This window comes from Paenibacillus sp. RS8 (genome assembly GCF_041956825.1).
In the GTDB taxonomy this organism is placed as follows: Bacteria; Bacillota; Bacilli; order Paenibacillales; family Paenibacillaceae; genus Paenibacillus_AQ.
In genome coordinates, this window is sequence record NZ_CP168131.1 from 6,603,535 (window position 1) to 6,621,331 (window position 17,797).

The 17,797-nt window shown below is 44.4% G+C and carries 9 protein-coding genes; 3 read left to right on the forward strand and 6 right to left on the reverse strand.

Annotated elements, in window-relative coordinates:
* Window positions 1-13: 13 nt before the first annotated feature.
* Complete coding sequence (locus ACDZ28_RS31020) at window positions 14-847, forward strand: AraC family transcriptional regulator (RefSeq protein WP_375103583.1); 834 nt, start codon at window positions 14-16, stop codon at window positions 845-847.
* Between the two features lie 44 nt (window positions 848-891).
* Here the strand turns inward: ACDZ28_RS31020 and ACDZ28_RS31025 are convergent, their stop codons facing one another.
* Together ACDZ28_RS31025 and ACDZ28_RS31030 are read right to left on the reverse strand one after the other, a co-directional pair.
* Window positions 892-3,075 (reverse strand): alpha-galactosidase, encoded by a 2,184-nt coding sequence (locus tag ACDZ28_RS31025; protein WP_375103584.1) that lies wholly within the window; start codon window positions 3,073-3,075, stop codon window positions 892-894.
* Between the two features lie 263 nt (window positions 3,076-3,338).
* Complete coding sequence (locus ACDZ28_RS31030) at window positions 3,339-5,804, reverse strand: glycoside hydrolase family 2 protein (protein ID WP_375103585.1); 2,466 nt, start codon at window positions 5,802-5,804, stop codon at window positions 3,339-3,341.
* A gap of 132 nt (window positions 5,805-5,936) precedes the next feature.
* On the opposite strand from ACDZ28_RS31030, the gene ACDZ28_RS31035 reads away from it, so the two are divergent.
* Window positions 5,937-6,788, forward strand: coding sequence for a helix-turn-helix domain-containing protein (locus ACDZ28_RS31035; RefSeq protein WP_375103586.1), 852 nt, complete (start codon window positions 5,937-5,939; stop codon window positions 6,786-6,788).
* 94 nt (window positions 6,789-6,882) lie between these two features.
* Here the strand turns inward: ACDZ28_RS31035 and ACDZ28_RS31040 are convergent, their stop codons facing one another.
* The 3 genes from ACDZ28_RS31040 to ACDZ28_RS31050 form a co-directional block, all read right to left on the reverse strand.
* Window positions 6,883-8,496 carry an extracellular solute-binding protein gene (locus ACDZ28_RS31040; protein ID WP_375105443.1) on the reverse strand — a complete coding sequence of 538 codons (1,614 nt, stop codon included), beginning with the start codon at window positions 8,494-8,496 and terminating at the stop codon, window positions 6,883-6,885.
* Window positions 8,497-8,633: 137 nt separating this feature from the next.
* On the reverse strand, window positions 8,634-9,524 hold the full coding sequence (locus tag ACDZ28_RS31045) for a carbohydrate ABC transporter permease (RefSeq protein ID WP_042190738.1): 891 nt from the start codon (window positions 9,522-9,524) through the stop codon (window positions 8,634-8,636).
* Window positions 9,525-9,551: 27 nt separating this feature from the next.
* Window positions 9,552-10,508, reverse strand: a complete 957-nt coding sequence (locus tag ACDZ28_RS31050) for a sugar ABC transporter permease (RefSeq protein ID WP_094876932.1) — start codon at window positions 10,506-10,508, stop codon at window positions 9,552-9,554.
* A 227-nt stretch (window positions 10,509-10,735) separates the two neighbouring features.
* On the opposite strand from ACDZ28_RS31050, the gene ACDZ28_RS31055 reads away from it, so the two are divergent.
* Window positions 10,736-12,490, forward strand: coding sequence for a sensor histidine kinase (locus ACDZ28_RS31055; protein ID WP_375103587.1), 1,755 nt, complete (start codon window positions 10,736-10,738; stop codon window positions 12,488-12,490).
* A 410-nt stretch (window positions 12,491-12,900) separates the two neighbouring features.
* Here ACDZ28_RS31055 and ACDZ28_RS31060 read toward each other — a convergent pair whose 3' ends face one another.
* Window positions 12,901-17,706 (reverse strand): S-layer homology domain-containing protein, encoded by a 4,806-nt coding sequence (locus ACDZ28_RS31060; protein WP_375103588.1) that lies wholly within the window; start codon window positions 17,704-17,706, stop codon window positions 12,901-12,903.
* Window positions 17,707-17,797 lie beyond the last annotated feature (91 nt).

Here is a 17,797-nt window from a genome sequence, read left to right on the forward strand (position 1 = left end):
AGAAGAAGCATCCATGCTTCTGTTTGATTCTATCGGCTGGGAACAAGTTGATTCATCTGCCTATTCATTCAACGGCCAGAATCGGACGGAGAGAAGCTGTGTAATTTTTCAGTACACCTTATCGGGAGAGGGTAGAATTGAAATAGATGGGGTTGTTCATCGATTAACGAAGGGCAAAGCTTTTCTAGTGACTATCCCCAGTATACACAGGTACTATTATCCGGAAGATGGCACCGAGCCTTGGGAATTTTTATGGCTCAATCTGCGGGGTCCTTTAGCGATTTCACTGTGGAGCCAACTTGCCGCGCATTGCGGTCCAATTATTGAACTCCCCCAGGAATCAGTTTCGATAGATTTATTGTGGAGCATTTTCAAGGACATACAGGTTCATGAAGAAAGGGATTTGCATCTTTTAACGGGAAAAGTCTTTCAATGGATCTTGTCCGTGGAGAAATATCTCAAGAAACCTAATATGTTAACCACCTATATAAAAAATGACAAGCTTCACGCCGCTATTCAATTTATGAAGGAGGATCTGCATAATAATAATCTAAGCTTAGATGATGTCGCCGCGCATGTTGGCGTTTCTAAACATCACCTTTGCAGACTGTTTCAAAAAAACATCAATCTTTCACCCTTTGAGTATTTAAAAAGAAGGCGGATTGAGTTGGCAGCATCTAAACTTAAAACAACAGATTTGAGCATCAACCAGATCGCCACGGAAACCGGATTTGACAATGCCAGCTATTTCGGGAAAGTTTTCCGTTCCTATTTCGGGGTTAATCCCTCGACCTATCGAGAACAGGATCTAGAGTTCCTAACCAAACATGTGTTTTTTGAAAATTGATCCATATAAAAAAGGAGCAAGCCAGTGGCTTACTCCTTTTCTTATTAAACCTCTTTGAGTACAAATAGTAAACTTTTGAAATCGCCCTCAAGCTGTGGAAGTGAGAGTCCGAAGTGCATCAGCTCATCCCCTCTGTATACTTCACCGTTAAGCTCAAGTTTGTAGTTTTTAGCAGGGTCGAGTCCTTTCAACCGCAATCTGCGGAGAGGTGCATTAGGCTCAGCCAGCACTCTGAAGTACGTGGCGAAGGCTTCTTTTTTATCATCCGAAACAAACATCCACGCCGTCTGATTACCCTCAAACGGACTAAGCAGTCGATAGAAATCACCGAATTGAATCAGCATTCTCAGTTCCTTGTACTCAGAAACCTGCTTGCGGATATCTTCGCGTTCAGCTTCAGTGAGTTTGGTCATATCTAGTTCATAGCCGAAGCTACCCGACATCGCGACATGACCACGGGTTTCCAAAGGTGTGATACGGTGCACCTGATGGTTAGGGACAGCCGATACGTGAGCGCACATAGAACTTGAAGGATACACAATACTTGTTCCATATTGGATCTTCAATCTTTCAACCGCATCTGTATCATCGCTAGTCCAGGTCTGTGGCATATAGTACAGCATGCCTGGATCAAATCGTCCACCACCGCCGGAGCAGCTTTCGAACAAAATGTGTGGGAAACGGTTGACGATTCGTTCTAGCACATCATAAAGTCCAAGAATGTAACGGTGAGCCGTTTCGCGTTGACGTTCCGCTGGCAGAAGAGCAGATCCAATCTCCGTCATATTCCGGTTCATATCCCATTTCACATAAGTAATCGGAGCCGATGACAGCACGGAGCTAACCGAATCCACAATATAATCACATACATCCTTACGGGATAAATCCAGAACAAGCTGCTGGCGAGCTAACGTTCTTTTGTGCTCCGGTACATGAAGACACCAATCCGGATGCTCACGATAAAGATCACTTTCCGGCGATACCATTTCCGGTTCGAACCATAGTCCGAATTCCATGCCCATTGCCGTAATATCTTCTCCGAGTTTTCCTAGACCTTCTGGAAGCTTGCGGCGATCCTCTACCCAATCTCCGAGAGAGCTATCATCATTGTCTCGCTTCCCAAACCAGCCGTCATCTAAGACAAACAGTTCAAGGCCGAGATCTTTGCCTGCTTGAGCAATTTCTTTGATTTTATCTGCATTGAAATTAAAATAGGTTGCTTCCCAGTTGTTGATGAGAATAGGACGCTTACGATCACGGAATTCGCCTCTGCATAACCGGGTCCGATACAGACGGTGGTAAGTTCTTGATAATCCACCAAGTCCTTCACTGGATCTTACCAGCACAGCTTCAGGAGCTTGGAAGGATTCTCCCGGTTCAAGCAACCATTGAAAATTAAACGGTTGAATACCGATGCCCACTCTGGAAATTCCATATTGATCCACTTCCGCTTGCGCAAGAAAGCTTCCGCTGTACACAAGACTGAACCCGTATACTTCACCGTGATCCTCTGTTGCATCTTTTGCAAGCAAGGCCATAAAAGGATTCTGTTGGGAGCTACTAGCGCCGCGCTTACTGTCAATTCGTTGGATACCAGGTACGAGAGCTCTTTTGTGGATATGACGTTCTCTTGTCCAAGTACCAGATAATTGCAGCATGTCATAATCAGAATCATGGAAATCAACATTTGCGCTTAACACACGCTTCAGCACCACATTCTCTTTCCCTTGATTCTCAATTCGCACAGAACGTGTGATCACATCCTGATTATTAAATACAGTGTAGCTCAATACAGCAATCAGTCCGGTTTTGTCATCCTGAAGAACGAGTTCCAGTGTCTCTGCTTCTTCTTCACTTTCAACATAGGTGGATGGCAGCCCCTTTAATGCAGGCTTTCCTTTATTGATCTTATAGCTCTTATAAAGGAAGTCCGTAACGGTCGTACCATCTACCAAATGAACCTCAAGCGCCGGTTCCCGGAAATCACCATTCCCATAAGACGGAAACTCACTTGGAATCGTGTCGAGGGAGATCTTCTTGTCCTCCATTGTGTAGGTCGGGCTAAAGGAGCAACGTTCCACCAAATGCAACGGCTGCTTGATTCCTTCTAATTTAGGTCCCCAATAGACATGCGCTGGAAGCTCACCTCTAACAATTTCGATCACGTAGCTAGATTGCTGGGACTGTAAATGAAATACCTTGCGGCTGTCATCATAATAAATACTCATAATATCCTCCTACTCTTCTTATCAGATCTTGTTGTAATGTAACCGGCTTAATTTATCTCGTTGTTTGAAGTCTATTTTAAAGATAATTGGAAGGGGATACAATCTGAATATCTATACCTTGAATAGTAAAATATTGACCTCTAACATTTATCACATGTGAGATTAAGTTCTAGCAAAACATAAAATGATTATTAACGGCTATAGTAAAAAAATACATACAAAAAAGAGCCCCACTAGGGAGACTCTTCCTCAATACTTCCTGCTTAAATATCAAAAACGGAGCGTATAGTAAGCTGTGCACGCAGTTCCTCGGCCGTGGCTGGCTTATCAAGGTCTTTTTTAGCGATTGTAATGGATCTTGTTGTATCTCCCGACATATCAAAATAGTTGTCACTGAAGATGGCATCTCTTTCCCTGAAGTCTAAGCCGACGAAACGAGCATAGGCCTTCGCCTTCACAGTAATTACAAATTGCTCTTCTTCCTCAATGAGTACGGCTTCAAGCTCAGGGTCAATAAAACTAAAATGCTTCGGCTTAACAAACAGGACCGTTCCACCGCTCTTCGTCTTGCCGTCTACCTTAAAAGCATATTCCAGATAAGTCTCACGTTTCTTCCTTTTCGTATCCAGCATGTGGGTGAAATCAAGCTGTTCGAACTCAGCAGTACTTAACGCGGCAATCTCCACCGGCTTTGTGCCTTCCAGCAAGACCTCCGATGCACGAGTGAGCAGTCTCCAACTCAGTTCACCAATAACCTGTTCTCTGCTTTCATTGGACACATGAAGGGAGACCTTCGTTCCCTCATCATGGGCAGAAACAAGAATCGGCGCGAAGAAATGTTTAGCCGCATAATGCATAGCCTTCCACCGGCCATAATAGTCAATACTGGACCAAGAAGCTACCGGCCAGCAGTCGTTCAACTGCCAATACAATGCCCCCATACAGCGACCTCTATGTCTACGCCAGTGCTCAACGCCGCAGCGCATCCCTTCTGCTTGGATCAACTGCGAGGCATATAGCACAGACTCAAAATCCTTCGGATATTTGTAAGTCTCCCCGATATAGTAGAGAATTTTCTCATTCCCGGTATTGTTCTTCTGATGGGACTCCATGACATAAGAGAAGATATTCCGATCCTCCGGCAGCGTAAACGACTCGATAGTCTTCAAGCCCGGAAAAGACTGCAATCCGAATTCAGACATATAGCGTGGATATAGCTTCCGGTAATCGGTAAACGGTTCTTTCCCATGCCAGACCCCCCAGTAATGCATATCTCCGTAATTCTCGGCATTTGGCTTGTCAAAGCTACCCTTGGAGGAGGGGGAAGCACGCCAATAGAAGGTATTCGGATCAATTTCTTTAGCGATTGCCGGTAGAAGCACCTCATAATGCTTAATATAATCTGCCTTAAGCTGCAGGGAGTAATGCTTCTCCCAGTCCCATTCGTCCCAAGCCAGCTCCTGCTCGTTATTGCCGCACCACAAGCCTAGCGAAGCATGATGGCGAAGACGCTTCATGTTATCGATAGTCTCGTGCGTGATGTTCTCCTCGAAAGCTTCGGTAAGAGCATAGATGCCGCAGGCATACAGATGATCCTGCCAGACGATAAGACCATATTCATCGCAAAGGTCGTAGAAATAATCATCCGGGTAATAACCACCACCCCATACGCGAATTGTATTGAAATTGGCAGCCACACAGCTTTGAAGCAAGCGATCTGTGCGTTCTCTAGTCACGCGAGGCAGAAGATTATCTTCCAGAATATAGTCGGCACCTGTAGAGAAAATAAGCACACCGTTGACTTCGAAAGCAAAAGATTCTCCCCATTGGTCTTCTTGCTGCTTCACAGTAATGGTTCTTAGTCCAATCCGCAGTTCTCTTCGATCTAGTTCCTTCGCCTTTTCCTCAAGTACAACCTCTACATTGTACAGTGGCTGAGCACCGAGATTATTCGGCCACCACAGCTCTGGCTCGGTAATTTCAAATGTAATATGATGATCCGTTCCAATTGTCTCAGACACACGATGCTCAAGACTTTGGCCTGCTGGGGTATGAATTTTGACCACGATTTCCCGATCAGCTTTCTGCCAGCTCTCTGTTCTTACTCGAACATCCAGCTTGACCTTATCTTTCTCATGGAATTGTGTAATATAAACATCGTCAAGACGAGCAGAGTTATAACCCTGAATGGAGAGACTTCGCCAGATTCCCAGATCGGGCAGCTTCGGACCCCAATCCCACCCGAACATGGAGTGCGCTTTGCGCAGATGAGAGATCCCCTCTACTGCATCAGCACATCCGCTAAGCGGCAATTCCGCTTGCTTCCTTAATGTAAATTCTACCGGGGAGCGGAAAATCGCGTGAATGATATTCTCACCAAGTATCAATGCAGACTTAATATCTACTTCATATGTCCGATGCATATTGTCACTGTTCAGAATATTCGTTCCATTCAAGTAAAGCTCACAAAGCGTATCCAGCCCTTCACATAACAGAAATACGCGGTCATGCTCTAGCACTCCAGCCTCCAGCTGAAAAGTACGCTGATATTCGTAATCATAATTGGACAGCTCCAGAACCTCATACTCCTGCTCCCGGTAGAACGGATCTGGCATTTCTCCGGCATTCAACAAATCATGGTAGACAGAGCCTGGCACGCTGGCCTCCAGCCATTTCGGATGATCAAGCCGTTTCATTTGCCATTTCCCGTTAAGATTGACAAGTTGCATTTTTCCGCCTCCACACATGTTCTATTTTGACTTCTTGTATTAAAACCTTAACAATAATATGTATATTTTTCTTCTATTGTGTTCACGAAAATAGTGTGCTATTTTAACATCATCAAATGCTGGAGGAAGAGCATGATCAAATACACCGAGGCAAGCCACATTAATCCCGAATTGTTAGCTGATCCCTTCTGGGTCGAGTCCCTAAGTCAGGTATCCCCTGAACATACACATGACTTTTATGAATTTTTTATACTCACTGAAGGCCGATGCCGGCATATCGTTAACGGGGCTACCCAGCTTCTCCAATCTGGCTGTCTTGTCTTCATCCGCCCCGATGATACTCATCGATATGAAGCTGATGGGGATAGCGATTGCCGCTTTCTCAACATTCCCTGCCGAAAAAGCCTCATTAATGACGCCTTTAGTTACCTGAATGAAGAAGAGTTCCTGCATAGGCTATTAAATACTCCGATTCCTAGCATCGCTATGCTGTCTCAACTGGAGATGGATGATTTCATTCGTTCTTTCGAACGCATCCGAATGCTCTCTGCCTTAGACAAAGTAAAGTCCAGGATATATCTGAAAGGAATACTCGTAGATACGCTTACCCAGCATTTTTTCTCCCCAGAAACCATCGAGCAGCCAGAATTCCCGCTGTGGCTTGAACATGCTGTTTCCAAGATGCATCTAAAAGAAAACTTAAACAAAGGCCTTCATGCCTTGTACGAGTTGTCGGGCAGAAGCGTCGGTCATATCAACCGGGCCTTCCGCCAATATTTAAATCAGACACCAACAGAATTTATCAACCATCTAAGGCTCAACGTGGCGCGTAATCTGCTACTTACTACTGAACTGCGTGTGGTCGAAATCGCCCTGGAATCCGGCTTTGAGAATGTCAGCCATTTCTATCATCAATTCAAAAAATACTATCACCAAGCCCCGCTAGATTTCCGCAAAAATACGCATGCCAATAGACTAGTTTAACTGTTCGTAAACATAGCAAAAGGGCTCCTTCTCTGCCTAATACAGAGAGGAAGCCCTTACATATCAAGATATTGAACTTATTATCCAGCAGTGCTTATTTTGAATTCCACAGCTCCATACGTTCTGCGTGCTTCTGGTTAATGATTTCTTCTACTTTTTCATCCCCAGCCTTTTTCATATCCGCAAGCATCTTATCGAATGTAGCGTTGGCTTCGGCTTCAGAAGGAGCAATGATTACTCTAGTAATGCTTTGATCCATAATATCTTTTACCTTCTGTGCAGTTAGTGCTTCAGGTGTTCCGCCGTCAGGGCTCAAATTGTCATATTCCGCAGTATCCCATACAGAATCTCCAAGGCTCTTAATCGCCATCTGATCTACTTCACTGCGTTGATATTTAACTGCCATATCGTAAGGCTGTTCATTTGCATCTAGACCATTCTTAATAAACCACAACCATTTACGAACACCGCTCTTCTTCACTGTGTCGTCCCAGTTTTCCTTGAAGCTATCCAAGAATGCAGGATCCGGTTGTCTCTTACCATCTACCATAGTGTATTGAACGCCTTCTTGGCCCCACAGCAATAAATGCTGTCCTTCATCGCTTGCCAAGAAATTGAATAGCTTCATTGTTTCTTCAGGATGCTTGTTATTCTTAGTAATAGCGATGGCATCCCATCCTAGCGAGCTTCTTGGTCCAAATGTCGTTTGGGCAGGGTCTACTCCAGGGGCAACAACCTTGTATGGGAAGAGCTGATTATCTTCTCCGCCATCCTTCTTCAAAGTTCCGTTCCCGTTACCTGGATCCCAGTAAGCGCCTGGTGTGGAGAATACTGCGCCAGTAGCCAGCTTTTGAACCCAAGTTTGCGTTTTGCTAATAGCAAATTCCTTCTCAATCAGACCTTCTCTGTATAATTTATTTACGTAGAGCAACATTTCACGATATTTTGGATCCTTAACATCATATTGCAATGTTCCATTGTTATCATAGTAAGTTTTCAGACCCCACATGCCTTTGAATGTTCCAAGGTTGGCGCCCATATTCTCGCCGTTCATGGTCATTGGAATGGATTCTTTTCCATCAATCGTCTTATTTTTTGCTTTAAAATCCTTCAAAATCGCTTCTAATTCATCTGTTGTAAGCGGTGCTCTGCCATCTGCTTTGTCCGGAGCCAGATCTGCAAGCAGATTTTTTCTCATCAGCATCCCGAAGACTGGATCACTGTCTAGTCCATACCAGTTAGCCAAGTAATAGTTCTTTCCGTCTTTATAACGAGTCTTGGTCAGTGTGTCGCCATACATTTCCTTGATATCAGGGCCATTCTTCTCAATCAGCTCATCGAGTGGAATGAAGGCGCCGCTTGTGATGTATTTATCAAGTGAAGCATCCCCACGGCTCATCACGACCACATCTGGATAGTCACCGCTGGCAAGCATCAAGCTTAGCTTCTCTGTCGGATTTCCTGTTGGCTGCTGAATGGAGATCTCAATGCCAGTCTTTTTAGTGATTTCTTGGGCGACAGCATCAGTAAAAGGCTCACCCTTAGTATTTGAATCAAACCATGTAAGTGTAATCGGCTCTTGTTTTGTATTGTCTCCAGCCGCTTTGTTTGTATTGTCTGTTCCACCATTTGAGCCACAGCCTGCTAATAGACCCACAGATAATGCAGCAGTCATACTTACGCTCAACAATTTGTTTTTCTTTATCATAGACACCCTAATTCCTCCCATTAATTAAGTAACGTCACAAGTCTATCAAGCAACCAAGCAAGTCTGTCCGCTCACCCCCCTTCAGGGCCGCCAGCTGGACAACTCCTCTCCGGCTGGCGTTCGGTTATTTAATCATATTAACTCTTAACAGCTCCCAAAGTCATACCCTTAACAAAATACTTTTGCAGGAACGGATATACTAGAACGATAGGCAATGTTGCAACCATCGTCGCTGCCATCCGGATCGTATCGCTTGAAACAGCATTTCGCTTGGCGGAGTTAGCCAGCATTTGCGATTGCGATACCATACCTCCGGTCTGGAACTGACTCAGTATTTTGACGAGGACAGCTTGCAAAGTCTTCAGGTCTGAGCTGTAAGTAAATGCATAGGAGTCAAACCACGAGTTCCAGTGCGATATTGCCTGAAAGAGGCCCACTGTCGCGAGTACTGGTGTTGTTAACGGCAGCACAATCCGGAAGAAAATCATTAAATCATTCGCTCCATCTACCTTCGCTGACTCCTCAATCTCACCAGGTAATCCCTCCATAAAGGTACGGACAATAATCATATAGAAGACATTCATCAAGCCTGGCAGAATAAAAACGGAGAAAGTGTCGATCATATTCAGGGCTTTAAGCACCATGTAATAAGGAATCAAACCGCCTCCGAAATACATCGTAAAGACGAAGTAAAGGTTCCAACCCTTGCGTCCCATCAAATTCCGCCGGCTTAGCGGATAAGCAAGCATCGTAATTACAAGAACCGACAGTGGTGCACCAATTACAGTCCGTTTAACCGTTACCCATATCCCATTCATAATTTCTGTATCTTTCAAAATTTGTTTGTAGCTATCAAAGGTGATATCTCTTGGCCAAAAGTAGACGCCGCCACGAACAGTATCCTCAGCAGCATTTAATGAAAGAACGAGAATATTCCAAAAAGGTAAGAAGGTAACTAGCAACACAAGGATAAGAATCAAATATACAAAACACTTAAAGATATGATCTCCGTATCTGTTCAAAAACATCTCAAGCGCTCCTCTCCATTTTGTTATTTAGAACAACGCTTGGTCGTTCACTTTTCTAGAAATTCGATTCACGATTACAACAAGAATGAAGGCAATAACGGATTTGAATACCCCCACGGCAGCCCCGTATGAGAACATGCTGTTTTGTAACCCGTATTTATATGCATAAATATCGATAACTTCCGAGTACTCAAGTACAGTGTTATTTTGCAACAGATATTGTTGTTCAAAGCCGGCATTCAAAATCCCTCCGACTGCAAGAATGGCCAATATCACGATAGTTGGACGTAAAGCAGGGAGCGTAATATTCCACATTTGCTTGAATCGGCTAGCTCCATCTACTCTTGCGGCTTCGTAAAGCTCCGGATTAATAGCGGAGATTGCAGCCAGGTACATAATGGCGCTAAAACCCATTTCTTTCCACATATTAGATAAGGCGATAATCCACCAGAATAAAGGTCCGTTTTGTAGAAAAGCTACCGGTTCGTCAACAATCCCGAGCGTTACTAGAAGATTGTTGAACATCCCATCGGAAGCTAGCAGCGTAATTACAATGTTAGCGGCGATAACCCATGAGATAAAATGCGGTAGATAAGAAACCGTCTGCGTAAAGCGTTTGAAAAATCCCTGTTTTGCTTCATTCAGCACAAGTGCGAGTATGATCGGCGCTGGAAACCCGAATAATAAGGTCAAGAGGCTTGTCGCAAGCGTATTACGCATTACACGGTAGAAGTCTCCTGTGGTAAAAAAATATTCAAACCACTTAAAGCCAACAAAGTCAGCATGGAAAAATTGTTGAAAAAATGTTCCTCCACCCGGTTGATAGTTTGTAAATGCCATATACATACCAAACATAGGTCCATAGGAAAATAGCAATGTCGCAATTATGGCAGGGAGCATTAGCAAAAATAACCATTTCTGCTCTTTTAATCTGTACCAAAAATTATTGCCCCTGACTGTTTTGATAGCGCTTGCTTTATGCATCAAATACCCTCCCTTTTTATTTAGTGCAGCATGCCCTGCTACATCTTGATTCAGCTTCTCTCCTATTTATCTTAAGTCCGTATAGGGCTCCTTTCTATACTTCAATCCTCCGAATGATAGCGCTTTTTAAAGGACTTTCGGAACATTCGAGCATTGGATTTCGATATTCAGTCTGATATGATAAACTTGGCTTTCCGTGAATTCACAGTAAAGAAGGGACTTCTACGATGCGTCATTTTTACAAAAAGTATATTTATATGCCTTTTATTGACCTTAGCTTTCGCTCCAAGCTGTTCCTCGTGTTCGTTCTGGTCACCATTATTCCAATGATGCTATTTGTCTATTTTTCATTTGAACTTACTAAATCAAAATTAACCGATCAAATTTACATCAATATGATGAATTCAACGGCCCAGATCAACAAGAACCTGGAGAACAAACTGGACAGCTATGAGCATATTTCCGCTTCTATTTACTTGGATAATAGGCTAGCCACTTACCTCACGAGCGAATATCAAGATGATCCATCTTATCTAGACGTCTATCAATATATTGGCAATCGTATAGACACGGTAATGGCTGCCTATCCCGATTTTGGTAGCGTTTTCATTTATTCCGACAATCCATCACTGCCCAAAGATAATTACTATATCAAGCCAGTTACACCCGAAGTGAAGGAGACAGAGCTGTACAAGCAGTTGATGCAGTCTCACGGGAATATTATTCATCTGTCCTCACCGCAGTCACAAGATAATCCCGCAATGTTTACACTGGCTAGGTTACTGAACAATAATCGCAACCAATATCCCTACGGTATTCTGGTCTTCGAAATATCCGAATCCGTGATCTATTCTTTAATGGAGAAAGAAGCAGGCGGCAAAGATATTTTTATTGTTAATGACAAGGGCCTTATTTTATCAGCTGCCGACAAGCAATTATTAAATACAAGTCTGCCGGAAATGCTTGATCAGAACTTTGATGAATTGCCTTCTGGCAGATTTGATACTACATATAAAGGGGAAAAGGCTTTCGCCGTCTATAACACGCTTACCAATGGATGGAAAACCGTCTCTATATTCCCTTATGACAGTATCATTCAGGATGCAAAATCACTGTCAGAGCTCATCATCAAAATATCTTTAGGCTTTATAGTCGTCGCATTATTGCTGATTTATATTACTGCATCGATGTTTAGCAAGCGTATTCGAATGTTAATCCGAATGATCCGGCGGCTAGAACGTGGTGACTTCAACCCTACAAATGATGAATATTTAGGCAATGATGAGATTGGCCAGCTTCATTTTGCCTTCAAGCAAATGACTACACGCTTAAAGAGTCTAATCACCGAAGTGTATCAGAAGGAGCTACAGAATAAGGAGGCAGAGCTTGACCTGCTTCAGGCCCAGATCAACCCCCATTTTCTGTACAATACACTGGGCACCATTTCGTCTCTTGCCCTAAAACATCAAGATACTCGCATTCAGGATTTGGTGCTTCATCTCGCCAAGTTTTATCGCATCTCCCTGAATAAAGGGAAGAGCATCTTAACTATTAATGAAGAATTGAAGCTGACGCAAAGCTATAATGCCATTCAGCTGATCCGATTCAAAGGACAACTGAACATCACTTACAACATTGATGAAGCGATCTTACCTTACTCTACAGTCAAGCTTGCCTTACAGCCCTTTGTAGAAAATGCGGTGCTTCATGCTGTGTGGAATCAGGAAAGCCCGCTTAATATCCATATCAAAGGCGCAGTCGAGGATAGTGATATTATTCTATCTGTAATTGATGATGGCATGGGGATGAGCCGAGAGACACTTCACACTTTGCTTGACGATAAACCCGGACGAGGGTATGGAATTTCAAACGTAGATCGAAGAATAAAACTGAGATTTGGTGAGAATTACGGTGTTACGGTGTTTAGTAGACTCGGAATAGGAACTACTGTGCAAATTCGCTTACCACAAAAGGAAATGTAAGGAACGACGCATCTGAATAACTGCAAAGCTTATTGAGAAATCAGAAATATTGATTAACAATTAGGGAAATCCTCCCTGAAATTTGGCGATTTTTGCTCATTATACTGATAATCAGGGAAATCCTCCCTGATTATTTGCTGATTTGGAGGTAAATTCAGAATTCGCCCGATTATTAGGGAGGATTTCCCTAATTACATTGCATCCAGTAATTTTCTGGCTATTTTCAGGGAGATTTTCCCTAATCGCTCTCACCTAGCCTAGTTGCCACGAGCTTGCCACGAGCCCCTCGATATAACCATTATCATTGGGACGCTAGCTACTTACTAAAGCTTCAGTGAACACCAAAAACGAAGGAGCTAAGCATCTAGAGATTGCTTAACTCCTTCGTTCATTTGTATATTTGCAATGCTTTACTTCATAATCAAGTTATAGATCACTTGAGTCGCTTCTGCTCTGGAAGCGATCCCTTTTGGTGCAAACAGACCCTGACCTTGGCCTTGAACCAGTCCTAGGCCGGCTGCACCCTTTACAGAAGCGGCTGCCCAAGAGGAGACCTGCTTCATATCGGTGAATGCCACGTCAGTTGAAGCCACATTTCCTTTGCCATTCTTCAGTTCATAGGCTTTCATTAACATGACCGTGATTTCTTCACGGGTGATCTGTGCGCTCGGCTCAAACTTGGACGTACTTCTGCCGCTCACGATACCGGCCTTGTAAGCGATAGAAACGGACTCTGCATACCAAGCAGACGGTGCCACATCAGCAAAGCTAATATCTCCCTTAGTGGTCAATCCAAGAGAATGTACGAGCATAGAGGTGAACTCGGCACGTGTAATCGCACGGTTAGGTTCAAACTTGTCTTTGCTAGTCCCTTGAACAAACAGCTTCGCTGCCAGCTCTTGGATTGCAGAACTAGCCCAGTGATTGGCTGGCACATCTACAAAGGTCCGTTTGAGCTCCAGAACAACATATTTGCTGAAGTGATTAACTTCTGCTGTCAATACACCGCCAGCATAATTTGCAGGGATATATTCCAGCTTACCGTTATCCGCAATATAGTAAATGCCTCCACGCTTGGAATCAAAACCTTCTCCCACTGTCAGACTTAGCGTAATGGGTTGATCAAACGTAGAGAGCGTTTCTATTGTGCCAGTTTTCGTGGTCACTGACAGACTGAACTCATAGACATCCCCCATGAGTCTAACCTGTGCATGAGTAGTTCCCGCCGCTGCTGCAATGATCTCATTAGCCTTATTGCTTAGTGGTACTAATTTCAGGGTTATCGTGCTATCATCCCGCTGAGCTTCCGGTAGCTTGTTCTGCAATTGACGTAGCAGATCCGCAGGCACCTTTATGGAGAACTTACCGGACTTCAAAACCAGCGTATGATTCGCCAACTGACGAACTACATCAGAAGATAATTGTATTTGCTGTATGTCTCCCTTTATCTCCACGACTACTTCACCAGACACACTATCCACTTTCAGCATCTCTGACGTAAGAAGCAAGGTTCCTGTAGCATTATTTTGACCTGCATTGCTACCAGGGGTACCGTTATTGTTGCCCGGATTACCTGGTACTTCAGGATTTCCCGGTTCTCCAGGGGAGACCGCTTTGACTGTAACTTCTGCCGCAGCTTTGAAGCCGCCGTCTACCGTTTCTACAGTAATTGTAGTTTTCCCAGCATTTACAGCCGTTACCGTTCCGTACACTACGGTGGCAACAGACGTATCGCTCGAAGTCCAGTGTACTGCTTTATTCGCCGCCTCTTCCGGAGATAGCGTAGCCGTCAGCTTTCCGGTTTCACCAGCGGTCAATGTTAGCTCTGTCTTATCTAGCGTTACACCTGTTACTTTCTTAGGTGCAGCTGTTAATTTTACCAATTTTGATTCAGTCGGTTGCAAGGACAATGCGAGTGTTCCTGTAATCGTCGAAACCTCTCCTGTCCAAAGGTCTTGCATTGTGTACGATTCCGCTGCATCCAGTCCAGCGCGACCGAGATTCACTGCTTTGTCTGCCGCGGCATTGGCACTGTAGTTGAATACGGCCATATAATAATCGTTGCCGTCTTTCATAACAAAAGTATCCGCTGCATTCGCATTCGTATTTCCTTCCAGCGGCTTGAACACTTTACCTTTTAACGCTAATTCGAGAACCTCCCTGTTGTTAAACAAGGCAGTCATATATTCTTGTGCCTTTGGATCGTTAACATCATCAGAACCGAGAAGTACGGTACCGGCGATAACGCCAGAGTTCATGCGGCTACGAGCTTCAGTTAAGCTGGAAGCACGGGCCAATGCCAAATGATCGGGATCCGTATAGGTGTAGATCGTGCCATTTTGCCAGAAGCCATAAGTTAACGAATTCAGCATGTACTCCGTTTCATTGATCTTGCCGTAGGTGTCGCAGGAAATACGTCTGCTGTGTGCATATTGGCTTGGAAAGATTGGCGCAATAGATGCGCTAATGAACATTGTTCCGTCCAGACGTTCTTTCACATAACGCATTCCTTCATTATAAGCTTGGATTCCTGTCGTTACGGTTGGATCGAAATGTTGCCCCTCAAGCGAACCATGCGTCAAGAAATCTATTTTGATGAAGGTAAAGCCCAGATCCTTAAATTTATCCAAAAAATAATTCATGCGCAGCTTAGCACCTGGATGTGTCACATCCAAAGGAAAAGCTCCATCCAGCGTAGGCAGAGGTTTACCCTCGGCATCTTTGAGGACAATATCGCCGTACGTATACTTATTGTCGGTTCCCTCTACAAACTGGCTCATGTTGTTGCCCCAATAGACAAATGGAGCCCAATAGATACCTGCATGCTGTCCATTGCCCTTAATTACTGATACAGCGTCAGCAAGCTGCTTATCATTCAAATTATCCCAATAGGAATCCATATTAATAAATACATTACCATTATTGTTGAAATCTTTTAGGTGCTCCTTATAGTAATTGGAGACATCCACAACGTCTTGGTATGAAAGTGTACCTTCGTAAGCTCCCCAGCTGTTAAAGCCAACCGGTACGCCTTGCGGCAACTCAGGATTCAGCTCCAGCGGAGGTGTGATGATCGCATTAGCTTTTCCGTATTCCTCAAGCCCTGTACGGTAATCGCTGAATGCCCCTACCATAATCATCGGCGAAGACAATTCCGCGCCTGTAAGAATGCCATGTGGCTGGGTATCCCGTGTAACATCGCTTGCTGCTCCGCCATAAACCGCTAGCTCATTCAGCCGATTAGAAGAGCCCTTCCAGTCAATTCCGGTCTTCCACGTATCATGAGTGACCGACCCGAGCACAAGACCGTTTCGTGTCGAGTTATTAAAGATAGTCGTCATTTCATAGCTGGTATCCGCACGGTTCATAGATTGTGATTTATAACGAATCCAAGCATCATTGTCAAAGGGAACGGTCAGTACTCGGTTATCTGCACTAGCACCGATATCCACACCACCAGAACGTTTTACGGTAATAGGTGACATATAATTCGTCTGCAGCGCCGTATCGCTAACGGCATCCAGACGAGTTAAGAAATACTTCTGATCGTCATAAAACTTGTAAACCTGCTTGAGGGTTGGCTGTCCAACAGAAGTGTGAACAAATGTAAGCTCCACGCCTTTGCCGAAGCCATCCTGAATTTCTACCGGAGCACCAGCATTTGCATGATTCTCATAGCTTTTAGTCTCGATAAGAGTATCACCGAGTTTGATACTGCTATAGATGCCATGCAGCTTCTGACCATCCGTCCACTTGTAGCTTGCGTATCCAGACTTGGTATTAAAGGACACTTCATAGGGTCCATTCGATACGAGCGTCCCATAAGTATATTCGGTAACAGTGATGGCCCCGTAGTTATTTGAAGTCCCCGGTGTCCCCAGATCACCATCCTCTTCAACGGGAGGATTAGGATCTGTACCCATTGCCGGTTCTACAATGATGCGATCCAGATCTGGCGCATACCAATTGCCGTCTGAGAATTTGATTGTATTCTCGCCTTCGTTCAGGGGCAGTGTAAGCTCATATGTGAGAGCCGTATCCCAGTCTGGTGTCTTGGGCAGTTCATAATACTGCTCTGCCCCACCATTAGCGCTGACGTATAAGCTGCGCGGGTCACCTGAGAAATAAGCTACCGTAATTCGATAATCCCCTGTCATAGGAGCCATAATCTTATTGAAAGTTAAGGAACTGCCCCCATTCAGATACCCTACCTTCTGTCCACCGGAAGCATTCGGGCTATCGCCAACTCGTGCTTCTCCAGTTAAATCATTGACCGGAGACTCCGCTTCATAACTGATCGTATACGGAATGACTTCAATCCGGTCGAAATCTGGAGAGTACCAGTCATGATCTGAGAAAGTGATCTTATTCAACCCTTCTTGCAAGGAGACTTCCACATCATAAGTTCCTACCGTATCCCAGCTTGCCGTCTTTGGCAGATCAATCAATTCATCCAGTCCTTCATTCACCTGCATATAGACAGGTCGCTGATCACCGGAAATATAGGAAATACGGATCAAATACGTTCCCGCTGCTGGCACAGTGACATTTGTGAACTGTAAAGTACTGTTTTTATTCATATCCTTTACAATTTTCCCGCCGGAAGCAACACTGCTGTCCGCTATCTTGGCGTTGCCTGTAATTATATTTTCAAGCGCTTCAGCTTCGATGACTGTTCCATGCAGCTTCTCCTTCCAGTCGCCTCCAGATCCTTCACCTGGGTCGCTGTCGTCCAGTCCACGAATTACGATCTTGTCGATGTCTGGAGAATACCAGTTGTTGTCATCAATCAGGATGCTGTTCTCTCCAGCATTCAGCGGAAGAGTCACATCATAAGTTCCCACCGTATCCCAGTCCACTGTCTTGGGTGGTTCTTCAAACTGCTTATCGCCGCCATTAGCACTGATATTGAATGGCCGCGAGTCGCCAGAAATATAATACACTGTAATTTTATAATTCCCACTCTCACTTACAGTCACATGATTGAACTGCAAAGTACTTCCTTGATACATGCCTCCGACTTTCTGCCCCCCGGAAGCCGCTGGGTGTTCAGAAATAGAAGCATTGCCAGTCATAGTATTTCCATCAGCTTCAGCTTCATAGATAGTTGCCGTATCATCGGCATAGACGCTTCTGGCGAACTGGCCACCGCTGCCCATTACCAAGCAGATCATGACAAAGAACAAGAATCCTCTTTTCATTGCTTTCCCAAACATTTAATCCCTCCGTTTGTAGGTCTCCTTGCACATTGGTGATATTCGGGCTGTAGCTGTCCATCAAGTCATCAAAGGGGTGAAGCATCATCTT